Origin of the sequence: Streptomyces sp. SP18BB07 (assembly GCF_036322545.1) — a bacterium.
Lineage (GTDB): Bacteria > Actinomycetota > Actinomycetes > Streptomycetales > Streptomycetaceae > Streptomyces > Streptomyces deccanensis.
Genome location: NZ_JAQYWT010000308.1, coordinates 93,376 through 115,412, shown reverse-complemented (window position 1 = coordinate 115,412; position 22,037 = coordinate 93,376). Strand labels below are relative to the sequence as shown.

Below are 22,037 nucleotides of genomic sequence, written 5' to 3'. Positions count from 1 at the left end.
GGGGAGGGTGCGGGGGAGGGTGCGGGGGGTCGCGAAGAGCTCTACGGGCATGGCGAAGAAGGCTTCCCCGGGGCGGGCCGCGTGGTCGGACGCGGCGCCGGGTAGCCCTCCGGAAACATAGAGACACACTGGGTAGTAGGCAAGGCTTACCTAAGTTTGATCTATGTCACACTCTTCGGGGGCTTGTCACACAGATGCCGCACAGGATAGGTAAGGCTAAGCAAATCAAGCCAACTGCGGGAAAATGAGGAACAAGTGGAGCTGACGCGACGTCACATGCTCTGGGTCGGCGGCGCCATCGGCGCGGGTGCCCTGCTGACCGCCTGCGGCGGCAGCGACGAAAAGCCGACCGCGTCCGCCACCGGCGGTTCGGCCAAGCCGGTCAAGGGCGGAACCCTGCGGGTCGGCGCGCTCGGACGGGCCGGGGCCATCACCCGTGACCCCCACGGCAGTCAGGCCAACGAGAGCGACTACCTCATCCTCAGCCTGATCTACGACACCCTCACGGTCCCCGGCACCAAGCCCAACACCGAGCCCCGCCTCGCCGCGAGCTGGAAGCCTTCCGCGGACCTCAAGACCTGGCGGTTCACCCTCGCCAAGGGCGCGAAGTTCCACGACGGTTCACCGGTCACCGCCGAGGACGTCGTCTTCTCCCTGAAGCGCCTGCGCGCCACCCCCTCGGGTGCCTCGCGACTGCCCGGCATCCAGGAGAAGAACATCTCCGCCGAGGGCGCCGACACCGTCGTCATCGTCTCCGACTACGCCAACGCCGAACTCCCGCTGCTGGTCCGCCTCACCACGTTCGTCATCCCCAAGGGCACCTCGGACAAGGACATAGCCAAGGCCCCCGGCACCGGCCCCTTCAAGCTGGACTGGTTCCGCGGCGGCAACGCCCGCCTCGTCCGCAACGACGGCTGGTACGGCGGCGACGTGCACCTCGACGCCATCGAGGTCAAGATCTTCGAGAGCCCGCAGGCCATGGCGAGCGCCCTGCTCGCGGGCCAGATCGACCTCGCCTCCAACGTCGGCGCCGTGGCCGCCCGTACGGCCGAGAGCCGCAAGGACATCCAGACCGTACGCCGTCCCAACGACATGGCGATGCCCATCGTCATGCGCACCGCTGACGGTCCGTTCGCCGACCCGAAGGTCCGCGAGGCGCTGCGCCTGGCCGTCGACCGCGAGGCCATGGTCAAGCAGGTCCTCTCCGGCTACGGCACCGTCGCCAACGACGTTCTCGGCACCGGCGACCCGGCCTACGACAAGAGCCTCCCGCAGCGCACCCGCGACCTCGCCAAGGCCAAGCAGCTGTTGAAGGAGGCGAAGTTCGACACCTCCAAGACCTACGAGCTGTACACCACCGAGGACATCTCCGGCCTCGCCGAATCGGCCACCCTCTTCGCCACCCAGGTCCGCGAGGCCGGCGTCAAGGTCAAGGTCGTCAAGCAGGAATCCGCCACCTTCTGGGACAAGACCTGGCTCAAGGGCGACCTCTACACCACCTACTGGGGCACCAACGACTCCGTCGTCTTCTTCGCCAGCAAGACCATGGTGTCCGACAGCGGCCAGAACGAGGCCGGCTGGAAGAACGAGGACTTCGACGCGGCGTACGAGAAGGCCATCGGCACCCCGGCCGCGGCCGAGCGCACCCAGCTGCTGAAGGAACTCCAGAAGATCGAGTACGACAGCTCCGGCTACCTCCTGTGGGGCATGGCCGACGGCATCGACCTCGCCGGACCCAAGGTCCACGGACTGCCCGAACTGCCCGGCTACGGCAGGGTCCAGCTCGAACGGGCGTGGCTGGCCCGTTGAGCCCTGACACGGCCGCACCGGCCGGGCCCCCTCCCACGGCGGAGGGGGCCCGGCCGACCCGCGCTCCCGTCCTCCTGCCGCTCGCCCGCGTCGGCGCCGTCGTCCTGAAACGGGCCGTGCTGCTGGCGGTGCTGCTCGCGCTGGTGTTCCTCACCGTCGAGCTGCTCCCCGGCGACGCGGCGACCGCCACCTCCGAACGGGGCGAGAGCGGGTCCGACCTCCAGCAGCGGCGCGAACTCCTGGGCCTGGACCGGCCCGTCCTGGAGAGGTTCTGGGACTGGATGAGCGGCCTGCCCACGGGAGACCTGGGCACGTCGGCACGCGGCGAGCAGGTCACCGACCTGCTGTCGACGGCGTTTCCGAACACCTTGCTGCTGGGCGGGATCGCGCTGCTGCTCACCGCCGTACTGTCACTCGCTCTCGGCTGCTGGGCCGCGCTCCGGCCAGGCGGGCGCGTGGACCGGGCGGTGTCCGGCACCGCCACCGCGGTCCTCGCACTGCCCGAGTTCGTGGTCGCCGTGGCCCTGGTCCTGGTGCTGTCCCTGTGGACCGGCTGGCTGCCCGCCGTCACCCTCGCCGACGCCGACGGAACCCCCGCCGACTGGACCATGCTGATCCTTCCCGCGCTCGCCCTGACCGTCCCCCAGGTCGGCTGGAACGTGCGCATCGTGCGCGCCGCCCTCGCCGACGAGGCCCGCGCCCCCCACGTGGAGACCGCCGTCCTGGACGGGCTGCCGCCCCACCGCGTCCTCACCCACCACGTCCTGCCCGGCGCGCTGCCGACCATCACCGCAGGCCTCGCCACCTCGACCGGCATGCTCCTCGGCGGCGCCGTCGTAGTGGAGACCATCTTCAACTACCCCGGCATCGGCTCGGTCCTGGCCTCCGCGGTCACCGACCGCGACAGCCCGGTCATCGCCGGGGTGACGGCCCTCGCGGGCGCGGTCATCACCGGCGTACTGCTGCTGGCCGACCTGGTACGGGACTTGACGGCCGGAGTGCGCCGATGACCCCCCGGACCTGGGCGACGACAGCCCTGCGCGTGCTGCCCGCCGCGTTCCTCCTCTGCCTGGCCCTCGCCGGGCCCTGGCTCGCCCCGCACGCCATCGACGCCCCGGTCGCCGCGCCGTACGCGGAACCCGGCGCGGACGCCGTACTCGGCGGCGACCAGCTCGGCCGCGACGTACTCAGCAGGCTGCTCGCCGGGGGCCGTGACCTGGTCCTCTCCTCACTGCTCGTCGCGGTCCTCGTCACCGGCGGCGCGGCGGTGCTCGGCGCGATCGGAGCGCTGCGGCCCCGCGTCGGACGCCTGGTGGAACAGCTCGCCGACGTGCTGATGCTGCTGCCCGCCGTGCTCGGCATCCTCCTCGTCACCCTCTCCTGGCCGGACGGCGGCCGACTCGCCGTGATCGCCGCCGCCGTCGCCCTGGGCGTGCCGTACGCGGTGCGACTCGCGGCCGGCGCGGCGGCACCGGTCGCCGCCTCCGGATACGTCGAGGCAGCGGCGGCGGGGGGCGAACGGCTGTGGTACCTGGTGCTGCGTGAGGTGCTGCCCAACCTTCGGGCCACCCTCCTCGCCCTGTTCGGCCTGCGCTTCGTCGCCGCCGTCTACCTCGTCGCCACAGCCGGCTTCCTCCAGGTCGGACCCCAACCCCCGGCCGCCGACTGGGCGTTGATGATCCGCGAGAACTCCTCCGGCATCCTCCTCAACCCCTGGGCCGTCGTCGCCCCCAGTGCCGCCATCGGTCTGCTCGCCCTCAGCGTCAACCTCGCGGCCGCCGCCCTCGCCCCGCAGACCGGCCGGAAGGCGGTGACCGTCCTGTGAGCCACGCACCCGACCGGTACCGAAAGGACGACGACCCCTCGGCATCCCCGGCCACCCCGGTGGCTCAGGTGACTCCGGTGGCTCAAGTCACGGACCTCGCCGTCTCGGTCCCCGACGGCGGGACCCTGCTGCAGAACGCCGATCTCGTGCTCCGCCCAGGACGACTGCTCGCCCTGACCGGCCCCTCCGGCTCGGGCAAGACGACGCTGCTGCGCGCCCTCACCGGCCTCCTACCACCCGGCACCCGGCGCACCGCCGGGCGCGTCGAGGTCTTCGGGCAGGACGTCTTCGCCCTGTCCGAGCGGGAGTTGCGCGCCCTGCGCCGCGAACGCCTCGCCTACGTCGGCCAGGACCCGGGCTCGGGGCTGAACCCCCGGATGCGCGTCCGCTCCCTGCTGCGTGAACTCTCCGGCGACGGAACCCCGGAGGCGGTGCGGGCCCTCCTCGCGGAGGTACGGCTCCCGGACGACGAGGGCCGACTCGCCGCACGCCGCCCCGCCGCCCTCTCCGGCGGACAACAGCGCCGCGTGGCCCTCGCCCGCGCCCTGTCCCGCCGCCCCCGGATCCTCCTCCTGGACGAGCCGACCGCCGGACTGCACCCCGAACTCCGCGACGACATCGGCGAGTTGCTGCGCCACCTCGCCCGCGAGCACCAACTCGCCATCGCCCTCTCCTGCCACGACCGTGAACTCGTCGAGCGGATCGCGGACGAGGTGGTGGACCTGGCGACGCCAAGCCCGCGCCCCGTCAGGGGCGCGGGGAACCGCGCGACCAGCCCCCACGAAGCCGCACCCGCCAAAGCAACCGAACTCCCCGAGCTCTCAGGCGCAAGGGGGTCGAAGAGGCACAGCCCCTGGAGGACGGGACGGGCAGGGGCGGCGGGGGCGACCCCCTCCACCGCACCCCTCCTGGCGGTGGACGACCTCCGCATCACCTTCGGCCGCCGTCGCTCCGTAACCCCGGCCCTCGACGGCGTCGCCCTCCGCCTCGCTCCCGGCGCCGCCACCGGCATCGTCGGCACCTCCGGCTCCGGCAAGACCACGCTGGTCCGCGCCGTGGTGGGCCTGCAACCGATCACTTCCGGCACCATCAGCCTCGACGGGATGCCGCTGAGCACCGGCCTGCGCGGCCGCGGACGCGAACAGCGCCGCCGGATCCAACTGGTCACGCAGAACCCGCTGGGTGCGCTCAACCCCAGTCGAACGGTCGGCGACGCGATCGGCAGGCCGATGCGGCTGCACCGCCGCTGCCCGACCGGTGAGATACCCGCCCGCGTGGCGGATCTCCTCGAACAGGTCGGCCTGCTCCCCTCGTACACCGACCGCTATCCGCACGAACTCTCCGGCGGACAACGCCAGCGCGTGGCCATCGCCCGGGCCCTCGCGGCCGACCCGGACGTCCTCATCTGCGACGAGGTCACCTCCGCGCTGGACGCGACCACCGCCGAGGCGATCATGGACCTGCTGGTCCGGCTGCGCGAGGAACGCGGTACGGCCCTGGTCCTCATCAGCCACGACCTGCCCCTCATCGCCGACCGCACCGACACGGTCACCGTCCTCGACGCGGGCCGCACGGTCGAATCCGGCCCCACGGCCGACATCTTCACCGCCCCCCGGCACTCCGCGACCAAGGCTCTCCTGCGCACACCGGCGGGGACGGCCTGACGACGAGAGATCATCGCGCCCCACGAAGACGATCACTACGCGAACGGCCGGGGCTCACCGCGCCGACACATCAACTGGACCCACTACATCTTGGTGCGGCGGGGCAGGCCGGTGGCGCTCAACCGGCGGTGGGAAAGAGGGACCGGTTGGCGATGTCGATGATGAACGGGCCGACGTGTGCGGGGTATCGGTCGACGATCGCCTTCTTGTACGCCTCGCCGTCGTCGCCGAGGAGTTCGCGGGCGTCGGCGAGGTAGCGGCGGACGTCCTCGTAGATGTCCGGGCCGGTGGGCAGGCCGTGGCCGGCGAGGATCGTGTCGTAGCCGGACTCGGCGGCCAGTGCGTCGACGGCCTGCTGCCAGCCGGTGATGTCGTTGTTGCCCAGGTAGAGGTGGACGTCGTTGTAGACGAGGTCCTGGGCGATCAGGACGCTCTGCTCGGGCAGCTTGATGAGCAGTTCGTCGGCGGCCTCGCCGCCGGAGACGGCCTCGAAGACGAAGGGGACGCCGTCGATGACCTCGGTGCCCGGGGTGAGGTCCACGGTCGGGGTGAAGTCGGTGAGGGGGATGACCAGGCCGGTGGGCAGGTGGCTGTCGCCTCGCGCGATGATCTGCTCGCGCACCTGCGGGAGGGCGTGCACAGGGACACCGAAGCGGGCGGCGCCGTTGTAGTGGTCCGGGTGGGCGTGGGTGACGATGAGCCGGTCCAGCGGTTTGCCCAGGCCCTTGGCGCAGGTGACGGCCTCGTCGGCGTAGGCGGGGAGCAGTTGGGCGTCGATCGCGATGATGCGGGCCGGGGTCTCGATCAGCTGGGTGGTGGTGTGGAAGGTGTCGGCCGGGGACATATAGCTGTGGATGCGGACCGCGCCCTTGTCGAGGACCGTGACCGTGCCGTTCATCGGGGTTCTCCTTGCGGTGGAAGCGGCTTCGCGCCGCCTTGATGTCCTCTACTCTCACCGTGAAGCCGCAGGCAGACGAGATACGCTGAAGACGCGGCATGGTAAATCGAGGACATCGGGAGATCGAGATGCTTCCCGTGGACCGCGGTGACGGCGATCCCTCCCGGGGCGGCGCCATCCTTCGGCTCGGTTTCCACCCGCCCGAGGAGCGGGTCCCCGGCTTCGAGATCATCGATCTCGCCACCCTGCACGAGCGGCGCCGGCGCAGGGGAAGACGGCCCGATCTGGTGCACCGGGTGGACTTCCACACCCTCACCCTGATCACGGAGGGCAGCGGGGAACACGCGATCGACTTCGTGACCTACCCCTGCCGCCCCGGCACCCTGCTGTGGGTCCGACCGGGCCAGGTCCAGCGCTTCGTCCGGCCGGGCACGGCGAACGGCACGCACCTGCTGTTCACGTCGGCCTTCCCGCCCCACAGCAGCAGCGCCGACCGGCTCGTCAAGGAGTGGTACGGGCCCGGGTGCTGGCAGTTGGGCGCCGGCTCCCAGTACGCGGTGCTGTCCACCCTGTTGGGCCAGTTGCGGGCCGAGTACGACCGTCCGGAAGCGACCGTGTCGGCGGAGATCCTCCAACTGCTGTTGGCCACTGTCCTGTTGGAGGTCGAGCGGCTGCCGCGTCCCGAGGGCAGCGGTGACCCGAGCGCAGGCGGTGACGTGTACGCCCGATTCCGGGCCGAGTTGGAGCGCTCCTACGCCACCACGCGCCGCGCAGCCGACTACGCCCACCGCCTCGGCTACACCGTCAGGACCCTCACCCGCGCCTGCGTCGCCGCCACCGGACAGCCCGTCAAACATGTCATCGACGCCCGCGTCGCCCTGGAGGCCCAGCGGCTGCTCGCCCACACCGACGAACCGGTGGCGACCATCGCCCGCCGACTGGGCTTTGTCGAAGCCACCAACTTCGGGAAGTTCTTCAGCCGCCACACCGGCATGACACCCGGCGCCTTCCGTCACCCTCGGTAGGCCGCCGAACAGCAGGAAGCGCTCTGCCGTGCGTGTCGTCGTTCGACCATGGCGGGTCCTCCTTCTACCTTGCCGGACCGGATCGCAAGAGGAAAAGGTGGAGATCGCTTGTGGCGGGCGGAGCCCGTGCCGTCGACACCGCTCTCGACCGCGACGCCACGCATGCCCAGCCGACCACCCGCACCACCGCTCGTATCTGAGGACGCACCTGATGAACCCGACCGTCGTACTGGTCCACGGCGCGATGCACACCCCGTGGATCTTCGACCCGCTGCGTGAGCGGCTCTCCGCCCGCGGTATCGCCTCCCGCGCCGTGCAACTGCCCAGCAGCAACCCCGACAGTGCCGCCGCCCAGGGACTCACCGAGGACGTCGCCGAGGTCCGCGCCGCGATCAGGGCCGTCGACGGGCCCGTCGTGCTCGCCGCGCACTCCTACGGGGGTGTGCCCGCCACCTGGGCCGCCGCCGAAGAGGACCGGGTCGCCGAACTCGTCCACATCGCCGCCTTCGCGCTGGAACCCGGCACCTCGATGATGGAGTGGATGGGCGGGGACTTCCCGCCCACCTGGAACCGCTCTCCCGACGGCCTCGCCGTCAAGGCGGGCGACGCGGAGCAGTCCATCTTCAGCGGGGTCGACCCCGTCCTGACCGCCGAGGCCGTCAAGCGGCTCAACTGGCAGGGCGTGCGCGCCTTCACCGAGAAGCTGGAGGCCGGGCCGAGGCAGGTCACACTGACGTACATCGTGGCGACCGAGGACCCGGCGCTGCCGCCCGCGGTCCAAGAGCAGTGGGCTGCGCGGGCCACCCACAGCGTGCGTATCCCCTCCGGGCACTCCCCGCACCTGTCCCACGCCGGCGCGGTGGAGATCGTCCTCGCCGAAGCGTGCGCAAGGGCCCGCACCGCCGGATGAACGCGGCGCGCCCGCACGGTGGAGCGACGGGACCGGCACGACTTACGGGCCGCGGGCGAACGGGTCGGCTGAGCCGTCGCTGATGGCCGTCGCGGTGCCGGCTGCTCCCGCCGGATGGGGTTCAGGCGTCGTAGATGTGGAAGCCGCGGCCGCTCTTGCGGCCGAGGTGGCCCGCGGCGACCATGCGGCGCAGCAGGGCGGGCGGTGCGTACAGCGGCTCCTTGAACTCCTCGTACATCGACTCGGCCACCGCCTGCGCGGTGTCGAGGCCGATGAGGTCGAGCAGGCGCAGCGGGCCCATGGGGTGGGCGCAGCCGAGTTCCATGCCCTGGTCGATGTCGTCCGGGCGGGCGGCGCCCGACTCCACCATCCGTACCGCGCTGAGCAGGTACGGCACGAGCAGGGCGTTGACGACGAATCCGGAGCGGTCGGGTGCCTGGATGGCCTGTCTGTCCAGTTGCCGGGCCAGGTCGAGGGTGCGGCGCACCGTCTCCTGGTCGGTGGTCAGGGCCGGGATCAGCTCGACCAGCCGCTGCACCGGCACGGGGTTGAAGAAGTGCATGCCGATGACCTGGGCGGGCCGCTCCGTGGCGACGGCCAGATCGACGACGGGGATCGAGGAGGTGTTGGTGGCCAGGATCGCGGCGGGGTCTTCGAGCGCCTTGTCCAGGGTCCGCAGGACGTCGGTCTTGACGGCGCGGTTCTCGGCGACGGCCTCGATGACGAACTGACGGTCGGCCAGGTCGCCGAGGTCATGGGTGTAGGACAGACGGGCGAGGGCCTCGTCCCGTTGCTGTTCGGTGAGCTTGCCGCGCCGTACACCGCGGTCGAGGGAGGCGGTGATACGGCGGCGGCCGGCCTCGACGGCGTCGTGGCCGGCTTCGGCCACACGGACGTCGATGCCGTTGCGGGCGGCGACTTCGGCGATGCCGGAGCCCATGAGGCCGCAGCCCACGACGCCGAGACGGGTGACGGGATCCATTGGAGGTCCTCTTCTTGGAGTGGCTGCACGGGGTTTGCGGGGCCGGTTCAGACGTTGCGGCGGTACTGGCCGCCGACCTCGAAGAAGGCCTCGGTGATCTGTTGGAGGGAGCAGACCCGGGCGGCGTCCATGAGGACCGCGAAGACGTTGTGGCCGCTCACCGCCGCGTCCTTCAGGGCGGTCAGGGCCGCGTGGGCCTGATCGCGGTGGCGGGCCTGGTGGTCCCGGACACGGGCCAGCTGGGACTGCTTCTCCTGCTCGGTGGCGCGGGCCAGTTCGATGGCGCCGGGCTCGGTGGTGTCGGCGTGGGGGTTGCGGAAGGTGTTGACGCCGATGAGGGGCAGGGTGCCGTCGTGCTTGCGCTGCTCGTAGAGCATCGACTCGTCCTGGATGCGGCCGCGCTGGTAGCCGGTCTCCATGGCGCCGAGGACACCGCCGCGCTCGCTGATCCGCTCGAACTCCTGCAGCACGGCCTCCTCGACCAGGTCGGTGAGCTCGTCGATGACGAACGAGCCCTGGAGAGGGTTCTCGTTCATGGCCAGGCCCCACTCCCGGTTGATGATCAACTGGATGGCCAGGGCCCGGCGCACGGACTCCTCGGTGGGGGTGGTGACGGCCTCGTCGTAGGCGTTGGTGTGCAGGCTGTTGCAGTTGTCGTAGATGGCGATGAGCGCCTGCAGGGTGGTGCGGATGTCGTTGAAGTCCATCTCCTGCGCGTGCAGGGAGCGGCCCGAGGTCTGGACGTGGTACTTCAGCTTCTGGCTGCGCTCGTTCGCGCCGTACTTCTCCTTCATCGCCACCGCCCAGATACGGCGGGCCACCCGGCCCAGCACCGTGTACTCCGGATCCATGCCGTTGGAGAAGAAGAACGACAGGTTCGGGGCGAAGTCGTCGATGTGCATGCCCCGGGCCAGATACGCCTCGACGTAGGTGAAGCCGTTGGCCAGGGTGAAGGCCAGCTGGCTGACGGGGTTCGCGCCGGCTTCGGCGATGTGGTAGCCGGAGATGGACACCGAGTAGAAGTTGCGGACCTTCTGCTCGATGAACCACTCCTGGATGTCGGCCATCATCCGCAGGGAGAACTCGGTGGAGAACAGACAGGTGTTCTGGCCCTGGTCCTCCTTCAGGATGTCGGCCTGCACCGTGCCCCGCACGTTCGCCAGGGCGTGCGCACGCAAGCCGGCCGTCTCCTCGGGCGAGGGGTCGCGGCCCTCGGTGGCGCGGAAGTGGTCGATCCGCTGGTCGATGACGGTGTTGAGGAAGAACGCCAGGACGGTGGGCGCGGGTCCGTTGATGGTCATGGAGACCGAGGTGGTCGGTGCGACCAGGTCGAAGCCGTCGTAGAGCGCCTTCATGTCCTCCAGTGTGGCCACGGAGACGCCGGAGGTGCCGACCTTGCCGTAGACGTCGGGCCGTTCGTCCGGGTCGCGGCCGTAGAGGGTGACCGAGTCGAACGCGGTGGACAGGCGGGTGGCCGGCTGGCCTTCGGAGAGCAGCTTGAAGCGACGGTTGGTGCGGAACGGATCGCCCTCGCCGGCGAACATCCGGGCCGGGTCCTCGCCGTCACGTTTGAAGGGGAACACCCCGGCGGTGAAGGGGAAGTGGCCGGGCAGGTTCTCGCGGCGCCAGAAGTTCACCAGCTCCCCGTGGTCGGTGAACCGGGGCAGTGCGACGCGTCGGACCTTGTTCCCCGACAGGGACTCGCGGGTCAGCCGGGTACGAATCTCCTTGTCCCGGACCTTCACGACCTGTTCGTCACCGGAGTACGAGGCCACGACGGCGGGCCAGTTCGCGATCCGCTCCACGATGTCGTGCGGGAGCTGCCTGCGGGCGTCGTCGAGCAGTGACCGCACGTTCCCGGCGTCGGAGCCGGCCTCGAGAAGTTCGGCGCTGACCAGGTCCAGGCGTTGCGCCCGCCGGGCCGCCTCGGCGAGCCGCTCGGTCTCGGCGTGGTACGCGCGGACCGTCTCGGTGACCTCGGCGAGGTAGCGCACCCGGCCGGCGGGGACCACCTGGCGGATGCCGGAGGAGTGGCGTACGTCGACCGGCGCCGTCGTGCCCTCGGACAGCGGCAGCCCCTTCTCGGCCAGCGCCGCCTTCAGATGCTGGTGGAGCGCGGTGACGCCGTCGTCGTTGAAGGTGGCCGCGGAGGTGCCGTACACCGGCATGTCCTCGGGGCGCATGCCGAACGCCTCGCGGTTGCGGACCAGTTGGCGGCCCACGTCACGCAGCGCGTCCTTGGCGCCGCGCCGCTCGAACTTGTTGATCGCCACGACGTCGGCGAAGTCGAGCATGTCGATCTTCTCCAACTGCGAGGCGGCACCGAACTCCGGTGTCATCACGTACAGGGAGGTGTCGACGAACGGCACGATCGCCGCGTCGCCCTGTCCGATGCCCGGTGTCTCCACGATCACCAGGTCGAACCCGGCCGCCTTGACCACGTCGATCACGTCGGTGAGGTGCTCGGGCAGCTCACGGCTGCCGCGGGTGGCCAGGCTCCGGAAGAAGACCCGGTTGCCGTCGAGGGAGTTCATGCGGATCCGGTCACCGAGCAGGGCGCCGCCGCCTCGGCGGCGGGTCGGGTCGACCGCGATCACGGCGATGCGCAGCTTGTCCTGCTGGTCGAGGCGGAAGCGGCGCACCAGTTCGTCGGTCAGCGAGGACTTCCCCGAGCCACCGGTGCCGGTGATGCCGAGCACCGGCACGGTGCGTGCCGCCGCGGCACCACGCAGCTGCCCCAGGAGATCCGGGGGCAGCTTGCCGAGTTCGGCGCCGGTGAGGGCGCGGGCGATCGCGAACCGGTCGCCCGCGAGGACGTCGGCCGCGTCGGTCGCCCCGGCGTCCCAGAGGTCGAAGTCGCAGTCCCTGATCACCGAGTTGACCATCCCGGCCAGGCCCATCCGCTGGCCGTCCTCCGGGGAGAAGATGGTGACCCCGCTGTCGCGCAGCCGGGCGATCTCCTCGGGCACGATCACCCCGCCTCCGCCGCCCACCACCCGCACGTGCTCCGCTCCGTGCCCGCGCAGCGACTCGACCAGGTACTCGAAGTACTCGACGTGCCCGCCCTGGTAGGACGAGACCGCCACACCGTGTGCGTCCTCCTCCAGCGCCGCGTCCACGACCTCCCGCACCGAACGGTTGTGTCCGAGGTGGATCACCTCCGCGCCCTGTGACTGGAGGATGCGCCGCATGATGTTGATCGAGGCGTCGTGTCCGTCGAACAGGGCCGAAGCGGTGACCAGGCGGACGGGGTGCACAGGTCGGTGCAGGTCGCTCATGGGGGCCTTCCCGGGCGGGATGGAGGAACGCTGGCGAAAGAGATACTAGGACGTCCTAGTAAATTGCCGGAAGGGGTGATGACGTGAGCAGCGGCACAGGGGCGGTGTGCGCGGCCAACTGCCCCCGCCCGCTCACAGGTCGAGGACGAGGCGGGGCCCGCACGAGCGCGAGACGCAGATGAGCATGGTGTCGCCGGCGGCCCGCTCGTCCTCGGTGAGCAGCGAGTCGCGGTGGTCGGGATCGCCCTCGAGAACGTCGGTCTCACAGGTGCCGCAGGTGCCCTCCCGGCAGGAGAAGGCCACCTCGACGCCCGCCTTCTCCACCGCTTCGAGCACCGAGAGGCCCGGCGGCACGGTGAGGGTGAGCCCGGAGCGGGCGAGTTCCACCTCGAAGGCCTCGGCGGGGCCGGCCCCGGGCGTTTCGACCGGGGCGAACCGCTCGACGCCCAGCGCACCCGGGGGCCAGCCCTCGCACTGCTCCCGCAGCGCTTGCAGCAGGGGTTCGGGACCACAGGCGTGCACCAGGGTGTCCGGCTCGGGCGGGCCGAGGAACGCGGCGAGGTCCAGCAGGCCGTACTCGTCCTGGGGACGGATCAGCACACGGTCCCCGTACGGCGCGAGACGGTCCAGGAACGCCATGGAGGTGCGGGTGCGGCCGCCGTACAGCAGCCGCCAGTCGGCTCCCGCGGCGTCGGCGGCCTCGACCATGGAGAGGATGGGCGTGATGCCGACCCCACCGGCGACGAACAGCTGACGTGCGGCGGGCCGCAGCGGGAAGTTGTTCCGGGGGCCACGGACCCGGACGGTGGAGCCTTCGCGCAGGTGGTCGTGGACATGGGCGGAGCCGCCACGGCTGTGCGGCTCGCGCAGCACGGCGATCTGCCACACCCCGCGTTCCTCCGGGCGCCCGCACAGGGAGTACTGACGGATCAGGTCACCGTCGGCTCTGTCCAGGAGCACGTCGATGTGGGCGCCCGGCGTCCACGAGGGGAGTGTCCCGCCGTCCGGGCGGCGCAGGGTGAGGGAGACGACGCCGTCGGCGGCGGTGGTACGGCTCGCCACGGTGAGGACCGTCTCGGTCGGCGGCAGTTGGTCGTTCATGGTGCGTCCACTTTCGGGGTTCAGGCCTGAGTCGGCACGTGCAGCAGCAGCGCGTCGCCCTGACCGCCGCCCCCGCACAGGGCCGCCGCTCCGGTGCCGCCGCCGCGTCGCCGCAGCTCCGCCGCGAGGGTCAGCACCAGGCGGGCGCCCGTCATGCCGACCGGGTGGCCGAGCGCGATGGCACCGCCGTTGACGTTCACCTTCTCCAAGGGGACCTCCAGCTCTCGTACGGAGGCGAGGGCCACTCCGGCGAACGCCTCGTTGATCTCGAACAGATCCAGGTCGGCGGCCTTCAGCCGGCCGTCCCGGGACAGGGCGTCGAGGACCGCGCCGGCCGGCTGGACCAGCAGGGAGGGGTCGGGACCGGCGACCGTGCCGTAGGCGCCGATCTCGGCGAGTGGCGTCAGGCCCTCCCGCCGGGCGCGTTCCGCGCTCATCACGACGACCGCCGCGGCGCCGTCGGAGAGCTGGGAGGAGTTGCCCGCGGTGACGGTGCCCCCGCCGGAGAACGCCGGCTTCAGACGGCCGAGGCTCTCGGCCGTGCTGTCCGGCCGTACGCCCTCGTCGGTGTCCACCACCGTCTCGCCGCGCCGTCCCGTCACCGTGAACGGGGCGATCTCCTCGCTCAGCGCGCCGGACTCCCGGGCACGGGCGGCCCGTTGGTGGGAGAGCGCGCTGTACTCGTCCTGTTCCTCGCGGCTCAGGGCGTACGGCTGCTGGTACCGCTCGGTCGCCGCGCCCATGGAGACACCGTCGAAGGCGCAGACGAGGGCGTCGCGGTCGAGGGCGTCCTCGACGGCGGTCGCGCCGTACTTCCAGCCGGTCCGTGCTCCGCGCAGCAGGTGCGGGGCGCCCGACATGGACTCCATGCCGCCCGCGACGACCACCTCGTGACGGCCGGAGGCGATCATGAGGTCGGCCAGGGCGATGGCGTGCAGCCCCGACAGACAGAGCTTGTTGACCGTGCTCGCGGGCACGGAGAACGGGACTCCGGCGCGGATCGCGGCCTGCCGTGCCGTATTGGGACCGGCCCCTGCCTGGACGACATGACCGAGGACGACGGCTTCCACCGCGCCCGGGTCCAGACGCGCGGCATTCAGCGCCGCGCTGATGGCGTGGGCGCCGAGGTCGACGGCGGAGACGGTGCTCAGGGCACCCATGAGTCTGCCGATGGGTGTTCTGGCTCCGGCGACGATGACGGATCCGGGCATGCCGGGACCTCCTGGGAGAGAGTGGGGCGGTCGGGCCTGGGGCGTGGCAGGGGCGGGTCAGGCGACCGCGTCGACGGCACGCTCGGCGATCATGTGGGCCGTCTCGTTCACCGAGTGCGGGACGATCCGGCCGCCCGGCAGCCGCCGCACCCGGCAGATCGACGTGTAGCCGGGGTGGAACCAGAACATCCTCGGCAGGCCGAGCACCGTCGCCAGATAGGTGTTGGTGATGCCGCCGTGGCACACGGCCGCGACCCGCCCGCCGGGATGGGCGTCGAGGATGGTGTCCATGGCCCGTGCGGCACGCGCGCGGAAGGCGTCCCAGTCCAGATCGGGCACGAAGTCCTCGTACCGCCCCTCGGCGAGGGCCGCCGCCCGGGGATCGTCCGAGCCGATCTGCTCCGGCGGGGTGTAGGGGTGCGAGACGTCCGTGTCCCACTCGCGCAGGTCGTCCAGCACGGTCGCGGTCATGCCGGTGAGCCGTTCCAGGGGTGCCACCGTCTCGCGGGCGCGCCGGAACGGGCTGGTGTACAGGGCGTCGATGTCCTCGGCGCCGAGCCAGGTGGCGAGGCGCTCCGCCTGGGCGGTGCCCTCCGGCGACAGCCCCGGGTCGTACACGCCCGCCAGGGGGAGGCCGTGCCGGATGAGGAGGAGTTCGGTCATGGGTTGTCCTTCGTGGGAAAGGTCGGCGGAGGCCGGCGCGGGCCGTGATGGTCGAACGGTCGTCGGTCCGGCTCAGCCCGCGATGGTCCGCTCGGAGTGCCAGTAGGGGCGGCGCATCGCGCGTTTGTCGAGCTTGCCCATCGCGTTGCGCATCAGCTCCGGAACGAACTCGTACGTCTTCGGGCACTTGTAGGCGGCCAGCCGCTCGCGGCAGAACCGGTCCAGGTCCTCGGCCGACGGCTCGTCGGCGCTCGCCACGACCAGCGCCCGCAGCGACTCGCCGAAGTCCGGGTCGGGCACCCCGATGACCGCCACCTCGGCGACCGCCGGATGCTGCCGCAGCACCTCCTCGCTCTCCGCGGGATACAGGTTGACCCCGCCGGAGACCACGACGTCGGCGGCCCGGTCGGTGATGAAGATGTAGCCGTTCACGTCGACGTAGCCGATGTCGCCGAGGGTGAAGACGCCGGGGGAGAGATAGGCGGACTTCGTCTTCTCCGGGTCCGCGTGGTAGCGCACCCCCCGGTCCTCGGGGGCGCGGAAGGCGAGCAGCCCACGCTCGCCGGGCGGCAGCGGCCGGCCGTCGTCATCGGTGACCAGCACCTCGAACGGGGGCTGGGCGCGCCCCACCGAGCCGGGGTGCTCCAGCCACTCGGTGCTGCTGATGCGGGCCACGGTGCCCGCCTCACTGGCGCCGTACGACTCCGTCAGCACCGGACCGAACCACTCGATCATGGCCCGCTTGACGTCCGGCGGACACGCGGAGCCCGTGTGGGAGACCTGCGTGAGGCTGGAGACGTCGTACCGGGCGCGTACCTCGTCCGGCAGGGCGAGCAGCCGTTGGAAATGGGTGGGCACCATGACGGTGGACGTGACCCGCCACTTCGCGACGCGGCTCAGGAAGATCGCCGGGTCGTATCTGCCGAGTACGACCACCTGTTGGCCCGCCGCGAGGTGCCGCAGCGACGTCAGCGCCGCGTTGTGCTGCAGGGGGCCGCACACCAGGTGCGGCCCCGGCGGGAACCCGGGCCGGACCGCGATCGCGGCCAGGTACGAGACGTTGTTCGCGACCGGGCCGTTCACCCAGCGCACCTCGGTGCCGCGTGCCCGGCCGGTGGTGCCCGAGGTGTAGACGAGGGGCGGCCGGGCGGGCCGGTCCGCCGGAAGGGCGCGCCCGACGGGCGTGGCCGCCAGCCACAGGTCCCAGTCGAAGGCGTGCCCGATCGCCGTGGTCCCGTGCATCACCAGCGGCAGGCCCAGCTCCCTCGCCGCGTCCAGGGCGGCACCCGCCCCGGCGGGACCGGTGATGATGCCGGTCGCCCCCGCGTCGGTGATCTGGTCCACCAGCTCACCCGGCGTCAGATGCCGGGACGTGGCCACGGTCCCCACCCCGGCGCGCAGTCCGGCCAGATGGGCCACGACGGTCGGGATGGCGTTGTCGCCCAGGACGACGACCCGGTCGTGAGGGCCGGGGGCGATCTCCAGCAGCCGCGCCGCGGCCCGCTCCACCTGGTCGGCGAGACCGGACCAGGACAGCACTTCCCAGTCGTCCACCAGGGCGGCTTCGTCTGGGGTCTCCCGGGCGCGACGGTCGAATGGCAGCAGCGACATGGCTCCTCCGGCGGCTCCTCGGTCCTCTCCCAGGTTCAAGGGAGAGGCGATGCCGAGACTGTAGCGTTTATCAAGAAAGTGCGGAACACTCTGATCCAAGCCGAACGCGTTCACGCATGCTCAAGCAGATGGGTTCGGATGCCTTCCGATCACCGTTACTGCAACTTCCGTCTGGTAAGTGCCGTCTCAAGGAGGAGCCATGTCCCAGCCCGATCCGGACACATGGCGCACAGAGGTCCGACAGTGGCTGACCACCGTCCTCGAACCGGCGCGACCGACGCGGAGCACCGGCGAGGCCGCCGGCCTCGCGGTGTTCCACAACCTTCCCGAGGACGAGGAGCGCCTGCTGCTGGAGCGTTGCCGCGCCTACCAGCGCGCCCGCTTCGACGCCGGGTACCAGGCCCTGACCCTTCCTCGTGACAAGGGCGGCGCCGGCCTGACCGCCGCCCACGCGGCGGCCTTCGCCGAGGAGGAGTCGGCCTTCGACGTGCCGCCGTCCACCGAACTGATCAGCGTCACGGTGCGCCTGGTCGCGATGGCCGTCTCCCTGTTCGGGACACCCGAGCAACGCCAGGATTACGCACGCGCCTTCCTGCGTACGGACCTGCTCGCCTGCCAGCTCTTCAGCGAGCCCGGCGCCGGCTCCGACCTGGCCGCGCTGCGCACCCGGGCCCGGCGGGAAGGCGAGGAGTGGGTGATCGACGGACAGAAGGTGTGGACCTCCGGGGCGCAGTTCGCCGAGTACGGCCTGCTGCTCGCCCGCACCGATCCCGAGGTCGTCAAACAGGCGGGCATCACCGCCTTCCTGGTCCCGATGGACGCCCCCGGCGTGGAGGTGCGCCCCATCCGGCAGATGAGCGGCGGCGCCTCCTTCAACGAGGTCTTCCTCAGCGGGGTCCGCGTCCCGGACCGGCTCCGCGTCGGGCACCCGGGGCAGGGCTGGGAGGTCGCCACCGCCACCCTCGGCTTCGAACGGACCGCCTCCGGCAGCGGCAACCGGCGCAAGGGCGGCACCTTCACCGACGTTCTCGCCCTCGCCCGCTCGCTCGGCCGCACTGACGACCCACTGGTCCGCCAGCACCTCGCCGACCTGTACGTCCGCACCGAACTGCGCGCCGCCACCGTGGACCGCGTCGCCCGCGCGAGCGCCTCCGGCGGCCGGCCCGGCCCCGAGGCGTCGCTCACCAAGCTGATGGCCTCCGACCTGCTCACCCGCACCGGCCAGCTCGCCGCCGAACTCATGGGCGCCCGGATCAGCGCCGACACCGGAGAGCCGAGCACGTTCGCCTGGACCGAGCACCTGCTCGGCGCCCCGGGCTACCGGCTCGCCGGAGGCACCGACCAGATCCAGCGCAACCTCATCGGCGAGCGCGTACTGAAGCTCCCGCCGGAACCACGCGTGGACCGGGTGCCGTTCTCGCAACTCCCCGGCAACTGAGGAACCACCCCCGGGCCTCGGCCCGTCGCGACAATCACGAAGGAGTGACATCGATGGATCTGGGACTGACAGGCGCGAAGGCGCTGGTGACCGGTGCGAGCCGGGGCATCGGCCGGGCGATCGCCGGCACCCTGGCGGCCGAGGGCTGCGCGCTGGCGCTGTGCGCCCGGGGCGAGGAGGCGCTCGCCAAGGCCGCGGCCGAACTGCGCGGCGAGGGAGCGACGGTGTTCGCCGAGCCGGTCGACGTCACCGACCCGGCCGCGCTCGCGGGCTTCGTGGAGCGGGCGGCCCTTGAGCTGGGCGGCCTGGACCTGCTGGTGTCCAATGTGTCGGCGGGCAACGTCAAGGGCCCGGACTCGTGGGAGGCGAGCCTGCGCGGCGACCTGATCCCGTTCGCGGGACTGGTCGAGGCGGCCCTGCCCCACCTGGAGGCCTCGGAGCGGGCCGCCGTGGTCGCCATCGGCACCACCAACGCCTCCGACACCGCCCGGCCCGCCGGCGCCAACTCCTACTCCGCGCTGAAGGCCGCCGTCGTCCAGCACGCCTCGGCCCTCGCGCACGCCCTCGCGCCGAAGGGCATCCGCGTCAACACGGTCTCGCCCGGCCCGATCGACTTCCCCGGCGGCGCCTGGGAGACCATCCGTACCAGCCGGCCGGAGGTGTACGAGGAGGTCCTCGCCAAGCTGCCGATCGGCCGCTACGGCACGGCGGAGGACGTGGCCGCGGCCGTGGCGTTCCTGCTCGGGCGGACCGGCTCCTTCTGCGTCGGCGTCAACCTCGTGGTGGACGGCGGGCTGCTGACCCGCGTCCAGTACTGAGCCGTGGCGGGCCCGGCCGGCCGACTGGACGCCGTACTGGTGTGCGGTGGCAGGTGGCACGACGTCGACTACGCGCGGCTGCGGCTGCTGGAACTGCTCGGTGAGCATCCGCGGGTGCGTACGACGGTCTTCCAAGACTACGACTGTGCCGCCGCGCTGGAGGCGGCCGATCTGCTGGTGACCTACACCTGTGACGTCCGGCCCCGCCCGGCCGAGCGGGAGGCGCTGGCACGGTTCGTCGAACGGGGTGGGCGCTGGCTCGCCCTGCACGGCACCAACTCGGTGATCGACCCGCCCGCCAACGGCGGACCCCGGGTCTTCACCACCCCCCGGCTCCTCGGCGAACTGGCGGCCGTGCTCGGCAGCCAGTTCCTCGCCCATCCGCCGATCGAGCCCTACGAGGTGCGGGTGACCCGGCCCGGCCATCCGCTGGTCGCCGGCATCGAACCGTTCACCGTCAGCGACGAGCTGTACGTGTGCGAGCTGCACGGCGAGTTGGAGGTGCTGCTGCACGCCGAGTACACGGGGCCGTGCCGGGGTTTCGCCGAGGGCGACACGGCGGCCCTGGACGACGCGCCTCGGCCGGTGCTGTACCTCAAGCGGCACGGCCTCGGCGAGGTCTGCTACTTCACCCTCGGCCACTGCCGGGGCCGCCACGACATGCAGGACCTCGGCGTGGCGGACACCGGTCGGGTGGACCGGGGGCCGTGGGAGACCCCCCAGTTCATGACGGTGCTGCGGCGCTGTGTGGGGCGGGTGGTGGCGGGGGCGGAGAGCCCGGTGGGCGGCTGATCGCGACGACGAGGGGGCGGGCGGGATGGGGGAGCCACCCCCGCCGCCCCTTCGCGTCCGGCTCGCTTCTGCCGTCGGCATGCCGGGGCTGCACGCTGCAGTTGCTGACGCCGATGTCATGCGGCAGGCCGGGGCGCGACAACCGGTGGGTTGAGGCGGGCGAAGCCTTCCTGGCGCTGGTAAGGGAAGTACGGGTAGGGCGCAGTCCTGCCGCTCGCCGTATCGAGTTTCGCCATCTGGTCGGACGTGAGCGTCCAGCCGACGGCACCGAGGTTCTGGCGAAGCTGGTCCTCGTCGCGGGCGCCGATGATGACGGAGGAGACGGTCGGTCGCTGCAACAGCCAGTTGAGGGCGATCTGCGGGATGCTCTTGCCGGTCTCCTGCGCGATCTCGTCGAGGGCGTCGACCACGCGGTACAGGTGTTCGTCCTCGACCGGCGGGCCGTAGTCCGCGGTCTGGTGCAGTCGGCTGGTGGCCGGCAGCGGCCGGCCGCGGCGAACCTTGCCGGTGAGCCGTCCCCAGCCGAGGGGGCTCCAGACCAGGGCTCCGAGGCCCTGATCGAGCCCCAGGGGCATCAGCTCCCATTCGTAGTCGCGGCCGATGAGGGAGTAGTAGACCTGATGCGCGACATAACGCGGGTGGCCGTACCTCTCCGCGATCGAGAGGGACTTCATCGCCTGCCAGCCGGAGAAGTTGGAGATGCCGAGGTAGCGGACCTTCCCCGCTCGTACGAGATCGTCGAGTGCGGACAGGACTTCCTCGATCGGCGTACCGGCGTCGAAGGCGTGCAGCTGGAACAGATCGATGTAGTCGGTGCCGAGCCGGCGCAGGGCGTCCTCGCACGCGGTGATCAGGCGCGAACGGGAGGAGCCCGCATCGCCCGGACCGTCGCCCATCGGCAGGCCGGTCTTGGTGGACACGATCACCTGATCCCTGCGGCCTTTGATCGCTTCGCCCAGCACCTCCTCGGAGGCCCCGCCGGAATAGACGTCGGCGGTGTCGAACATCGTGATCCCGGCGTCGAGGCAGATGTCCACGAGACGGCGTGCTTCTTGTGCGTCGGTGTTGCCCCAGGCGCCGAACAGAGGTCCTCGGCCGCCGAAGGTGCCGGCGCCGAAACTCAGCGCGGGGACCTTGAGGCCGGATGCGCCCAGCCGCCTGTATTCCATGACTGTTCCTCTCTCGCCGCCCGACCGCACTAATGGGCTTGGAGTTCCGTTAGTGTGGACCTCAACGTAGCAGGTGCGAGAGATTAACGAAACTGGAGTCCCGTTATGGGGTTTGATGAGGGTGCGGACCCGGGGACCGTCCGTCCTGGAGGGCGCACGGCGCGGGTGCGGGCGTCGGTGTTGCGAGCGGCTGGGGACGCCTTGGCGGAGCACGGCTTCGCCCACCTCGACCTCGCTGACGTCGCCCGCCGTGCCGAGGTGGGCAAGACCACCGTCTACCGCCGCTGGGGAACGGTGACCGGCCTGGTGGCCGACCTGCTGCTGGACATGGCCGAGCAGTCACTGCCGCGTACCGAGACCGGCTCGCTGCTCGGTGACCTCAAGGCCAACGCCCGGCTCGTGCAGCACACGTTGGCCGACCCGCGGCAAGGAGCGCTGTTCAAGGCGGTGATCGCCGCCGCCACCTGCGAGGCGAAGACAGCCGAGGCCCTGCACCGCTTCTACGACATCCGCGTCACGGAGTGGGCGCCCTGCGTCCAGCAAGCCGTCGACCGGGGCGAGGTGCCCGAGGGTACCGACGCCCACGAGGTCATCCGTGCTGTCTCCGCCCCCCTCTACTACCGCCTGCTGACCAGCGGCGACCGCCTCGACGAAGCCGCCGCCGAGCAGGCCGCCGAGGCCGCCGCGGCAGCGGCGCGTGCGGGAGCGTACGTGCGGGGCGACGAAGCGCGACCCCGCACCTGACCGAGCCGTTCATCGCCCGCCGACCCACCCGGCGGGGCAGGTCATTCCGCAGGCGCGCAGTCCCTCGGCTGTCCCGAACCCGGTACCTGCGTCGCCCTC

At 71.5% G+C, this 22,037-nt stretch carries 18 protein-coding genes; 10 read left to right on the top strand and 8 right to left on the bottom strand.

The annotated features are described in order from the left end of the window. Positions 1–276: 276 nt before the first annotated feature. From PUR53_RS20635 to PUR53_RS20620, 4 genes are read left to right on the top strand one after another with little or no spacing between them, the layout of a single operon-like run. Positions 277–1,809, top strand: coding sequence for an ABC transporter substrate-binding protein (locus tag PUR53_RS20635; protein WP_443080337.1), 1,533 nt, complete (start codon positions 277–279; stop codon positions 1,807–1,809). Further along, a complete protein-coding gene (locus tag PUR53_RS20630; protein ID WP_443078276.1) occupies positions 1,806–2,819 on the top strand; it encodes an ABC transporter permease in 1,014 nt (337 codons plus the stop codon). The genes PUR53_RS20635 and PUR53_RS20630 overlap by 4 nt, the downstream gene beginning before the upstream one ends. Next, positions 2,816–3,634: an ABC transporter permease gene (locus PUR53_RS20625; protein WP_329909221.1), complete on the top strand. Its 819-nt coding sequence runs from the start codon at positions 2,816–2,818 to the stop codon at positions 3,632–3,634. The genes PUR53_RS20630 and PUR53_RS20625 overlap by 4 nt, the downstream gene beginning before the upstream one ends. Beyond that, positions 3,631–5,298 carry an ABC transporter ATP-binding protein gene (locus PUR53_RS20620; RefSeq protein WP_443080335.1) on the top strand — a complete coding sequence of 556 codons (1,668 nt, stop codon included), beginning with the start codon at positions 3,631–3,633 and terminating at the stop codon, positions 5,296–5,298. The genes PUR53_RS20625 and PUR53_RS20620 overlap by 4 nt, the downstream gene beginning before the upstream one ends. A 118-nt stretch (positions 5,299–5,416) precedes the next feature. Here PUR53_RS20620 and PUR53_RS20615 read toward each other — a convergent pair whose 3' ends face one another. Beyond that, positions 5,417–6,196, bottom strand: coding sequence for an MBL fold metallo-hydrolase (locus tag PUR53_RS20615; protein WP_329909219.1), 780 nt, complete (start codon positions 6,194–6,196; stop codon positions 5,417–5,419). Positions 6,197–6,324: 128 nt separating this feature from the next. Between PUR53_RS20615 and PUR53_RS20610 the strand changes: the two genes are divergently transcribed. Continuing rightward, positions 6,325–7,221: an AraC family transcriptional regulator gene (locus tag PUR53_RS20610; RefSeq protein WP_329909218.1), complete on the top strand. Its 897-nt coding sequence runs from the start codon at positions 6,325–6,327 to the stop codon at positions 7,219–7,221. A 211-nt stretch (positions 7,222–7,432) separates the two neighbouring features. Continuing rightward, a complete protein-coding gene (locus PUR53_RS20605; protein WP_329909216.1) occupies positions 7,433–8,131 on the top strand; it encodes an alpha/beta hydrolase in 699 nt (232 codons plus the stop codon). Between the two features lie 121 nt (positions 8,132–8,252). Here PUR53_RS20605 and PUR53_RS20600 read toward each other — a convergent pair whose 3' ends face one another. From PUR53_RS20600 to PUR53_RS20575, 6 genes are all read right to left on the bottom strand, one after another. Beyond that, a complete protein-coding gene (locus tag PUR53_RS20600; RefSeq protein ID WP_329900667.1) occupies positions 8,253–9,113 on the bottom strand; it encodes a 3-hydroxybutyryl-CoA dehydrogenase in 861 nt (286 codons plus the stop codon). A 47-nt stretch (positions 9,114–9,160) separates the two neighbouring features. Next, positions 9,161–12,391, bottom strand: coding sequence for a fused isobutyryl-CoA mutase/GTPase IcmF (gene icmF, locus PUR53_RS20595; protein WP_329909215.1), 3,231 nt, complete (start codon positions 12,389–12,391; stop codon positions 9,161–9,163). 132 nt (positions 12,392–12,523) lie between these two features. Further along, positions 12,524–13,492, bottom strand: coding sequence for a PDR/VanB family oxidoreductase (locus tag PUR53_RS20590; protein WP_329909213.1), 969 nt, complete (start codon positions 13,490–13,492; stop codon positions 12,524–12,526). A gap of 20 nt (positions 13,493–13,512) precedes the next feature. Next, the gene (locus tag PUR53_RS20585) at positions 13,513–14,703 is read right to left on the bottom strand and encodes an acetyl-CoA C-acyltransferase (protein WP_329909211.1); all 1,191 of its coding nucleotides are present in this window, start codon (positions 14,701–14,703) and stop codon (positions 13,513–13,515) included. 57 nt (positions 14,704–14,760) lie between these two features. Beyond that, on the bottom strand, positions 14,761–15,366 hold the full coding sequence (locus tag PUR53_RS20580) for a histidine phosphatase family protein (RefSeq protein ID WP_329900663.1): 606 nt from the start codon (positions 15,364–15,366) through the stop codon (positions 14,761–14,763). Positions 15,367–15,438: 72 nt separating this feature from the next. Next, positions 15,439–16,977, bottom strand: a complete 1,539-nt coding sequence (locus PUR53_RS20575; protein WP_329900662.1) for an AMP-binding protein — start codon at positions 16,975–16,977, stop codon at positions 15,439–15,441. 199 nt (positions 16,978–17,176) lie between these two features. Here PUR53_RS20575 and PUR53_RS20570 point away from each other — a divergent pair, with 199 nt between their 5' ends. The 3 genes from PUR53_RS20570 to PUR53_RS20560 are packed head-to-tail and all read left to right on the top strand — an operon-like array spanning position 17,177 to position 20,025. Next, positions 17,177–18,415 (top strand): acyl-CoA dehydrogenase family protein, encoded by a 1,239-nt coding sequence (locus PUR53_RS20570; protein ID WP_329900661.1) that lies wholly within the window; start codon positions 17,177–17,179, stop codon positions 18,413–18,415. A 53-nt stretch (positions 18,416–18,468) separates the two neighbouring features. Then, positions 18,469–19,233 carry an SDR family NAD(P)-dependent oxidoreductase gene (locus PUR53_RS20565; protein WP_329900660.1) on the top strand — a complete coding sequence of 255 codons (765 nt, stop codon included), beginning with the start codon at positions 18,469–18,471 and terminating at the stop codon, positions 19,231–19,233. A 3-nt stretch (positions 19,234–19,236) separates the two neighbouring features. After that, entirely contained in the window at positions 19,237–20,025 is a 789-nt protein-coding gene (locus tag PUR53_RS20560; RefSeq protein ID WP_329909210.1) for a ThuA domain-containing protein, read from the top strand. 116 nt (positions 20,026–20,141) lie between these two features. On the opposite strand, the gene PUR53_RS20555 is transcribed toward PUR53_RS20560, so the two are convergent. Further along, positions 20,142–21,194: an aldo/keto reductase gene (locus PUR53_RS20555; RefSeq protein WP_329900658.1), complete on the bottom strand. Its 1,053-nt coding sequence runs from the start codon at positions 21,192–21,194 to the stop codon at positions 20,142–20,144. 105 nt (positions 21,195–21,299) lie between these two features. On the opposite strand from PUR53_RS20555, the gene PUR53_RS20550 reads away from it, so the two are divergent. After that, complete coding sequence (locus PUR53_RS20550) at positions 21,300–21,938, top strand: TetR/AcrR family transcriptional regulator (RefSeq protein ID WP_329909209.1); 639 nt, start codon at positions 21,300–21,302, stop codon at positions 21,936–21,938. The last annotated feature ends 99 nt before the right edge of the window (positions 21,939–22,037 follow it).

Coding starts and splice junctions, on each gene's coding strand:
- PUR53_RS20635 (WP_443080337.1), top strand. CDS start 277: ATGCTCTGGGTCGGCGGCGCCATCGGCGCGGGTGCCCTGCTGACCGCC.
- PUR53_RS20625 (WP_329909221.1), top strand. CDS start 2,816: ATGACCCCCCGGACCTGGGCGACGACAGCCCTGCGCGTGCTGCCCGCC.
- PUR53_RS20615 (WP_329909219.1), bottom strand. CDS start 6,196: ATGAACGGCACGGTCACGGTCCTCGACAAGGGCGCGGTCCGCATCCAC.
- PUR53_RS20610 (WP_329909218.1), top strand. CDS start 6,325: ATGCTTCCCGTGGACCGCGGTGACGGCGATCCCTCCCGGGGCGGCGCC.
- PUR53_RS20605 (WP_329909216.1), top strand. CDS start 7,433: ATGAACCCGACCGTCGTACTGGTCCACGGCGCGATGCACACCCCGTGG.
- PUR53_RS20600 (WP_329900667.1), bottom strand. CDS start 9,113: ATGGATCCCGTCACCCGTCTCGGCGTCGTGGGCTGCGGCCTCATGGGC.
- icmF (WP_329909215.1), bottom strand. CDS start 12,391: ATGAGCGACCTGCACCGACCTGTGCACCCCGTCCGCCTGGTCACCGCT.
- PUR53_RS20590 (WP_329909213.1), bottom strand. CDS start 13,492: ATGAACGACCAACTGCCGCCGACCGAGACGGTCCTCACCGTGGCGAGC.
- PUR53_RS20585 (WP_329909211.1), bottom strand. CDS start 14,703: ATGCCCGGATCCGTCATCGTCGCCGGAGCCAGAACACCCATCGGCAGA.
- PUR53_RS20580 (WP_329900663.1), bottom strand. CDS start 15,366: ATGACCGAACTCCTCCTCATCCGGCACGGCCTCCCCCTGGCGGGCGTG.
- PUR53_RS20575 (WP_329900662.1), bottom strand. CDS start 16,977: ATGTCGCTGCTGCCATTCGACCGTCGCGCCCGGGAGACCCCAGACGAA.
- PUR53_RS20570 (WP_329900661.1), top strand. CDS start 17,177: ATGTCCCAGCCCGATCCGGACACATGGCGCACAGAGGTCCGACAGTGG.
- PUR53_RS20565 (WP_329900660.1), top strand. CDS start 18,469: ATGGATCTGGGACTGACAGGCGCGAAGGCGCTGGTGACCGGTGCGAGC.
- PUR53_RS20555 (WP_329900658.1), bottom strand. CDS start 21,194: ATGGAATACAGGCGGCTGGGCGCATCCGGCCTCAAGGTCCCCGCGCTG.
- PUR53_RS20550 (WP_329909209.1), top strand. CDS start 21,300: ATGGGGTTTGATGAGGGTGCGGACCCGGGGACCGTCCGTCCTGGAGGG.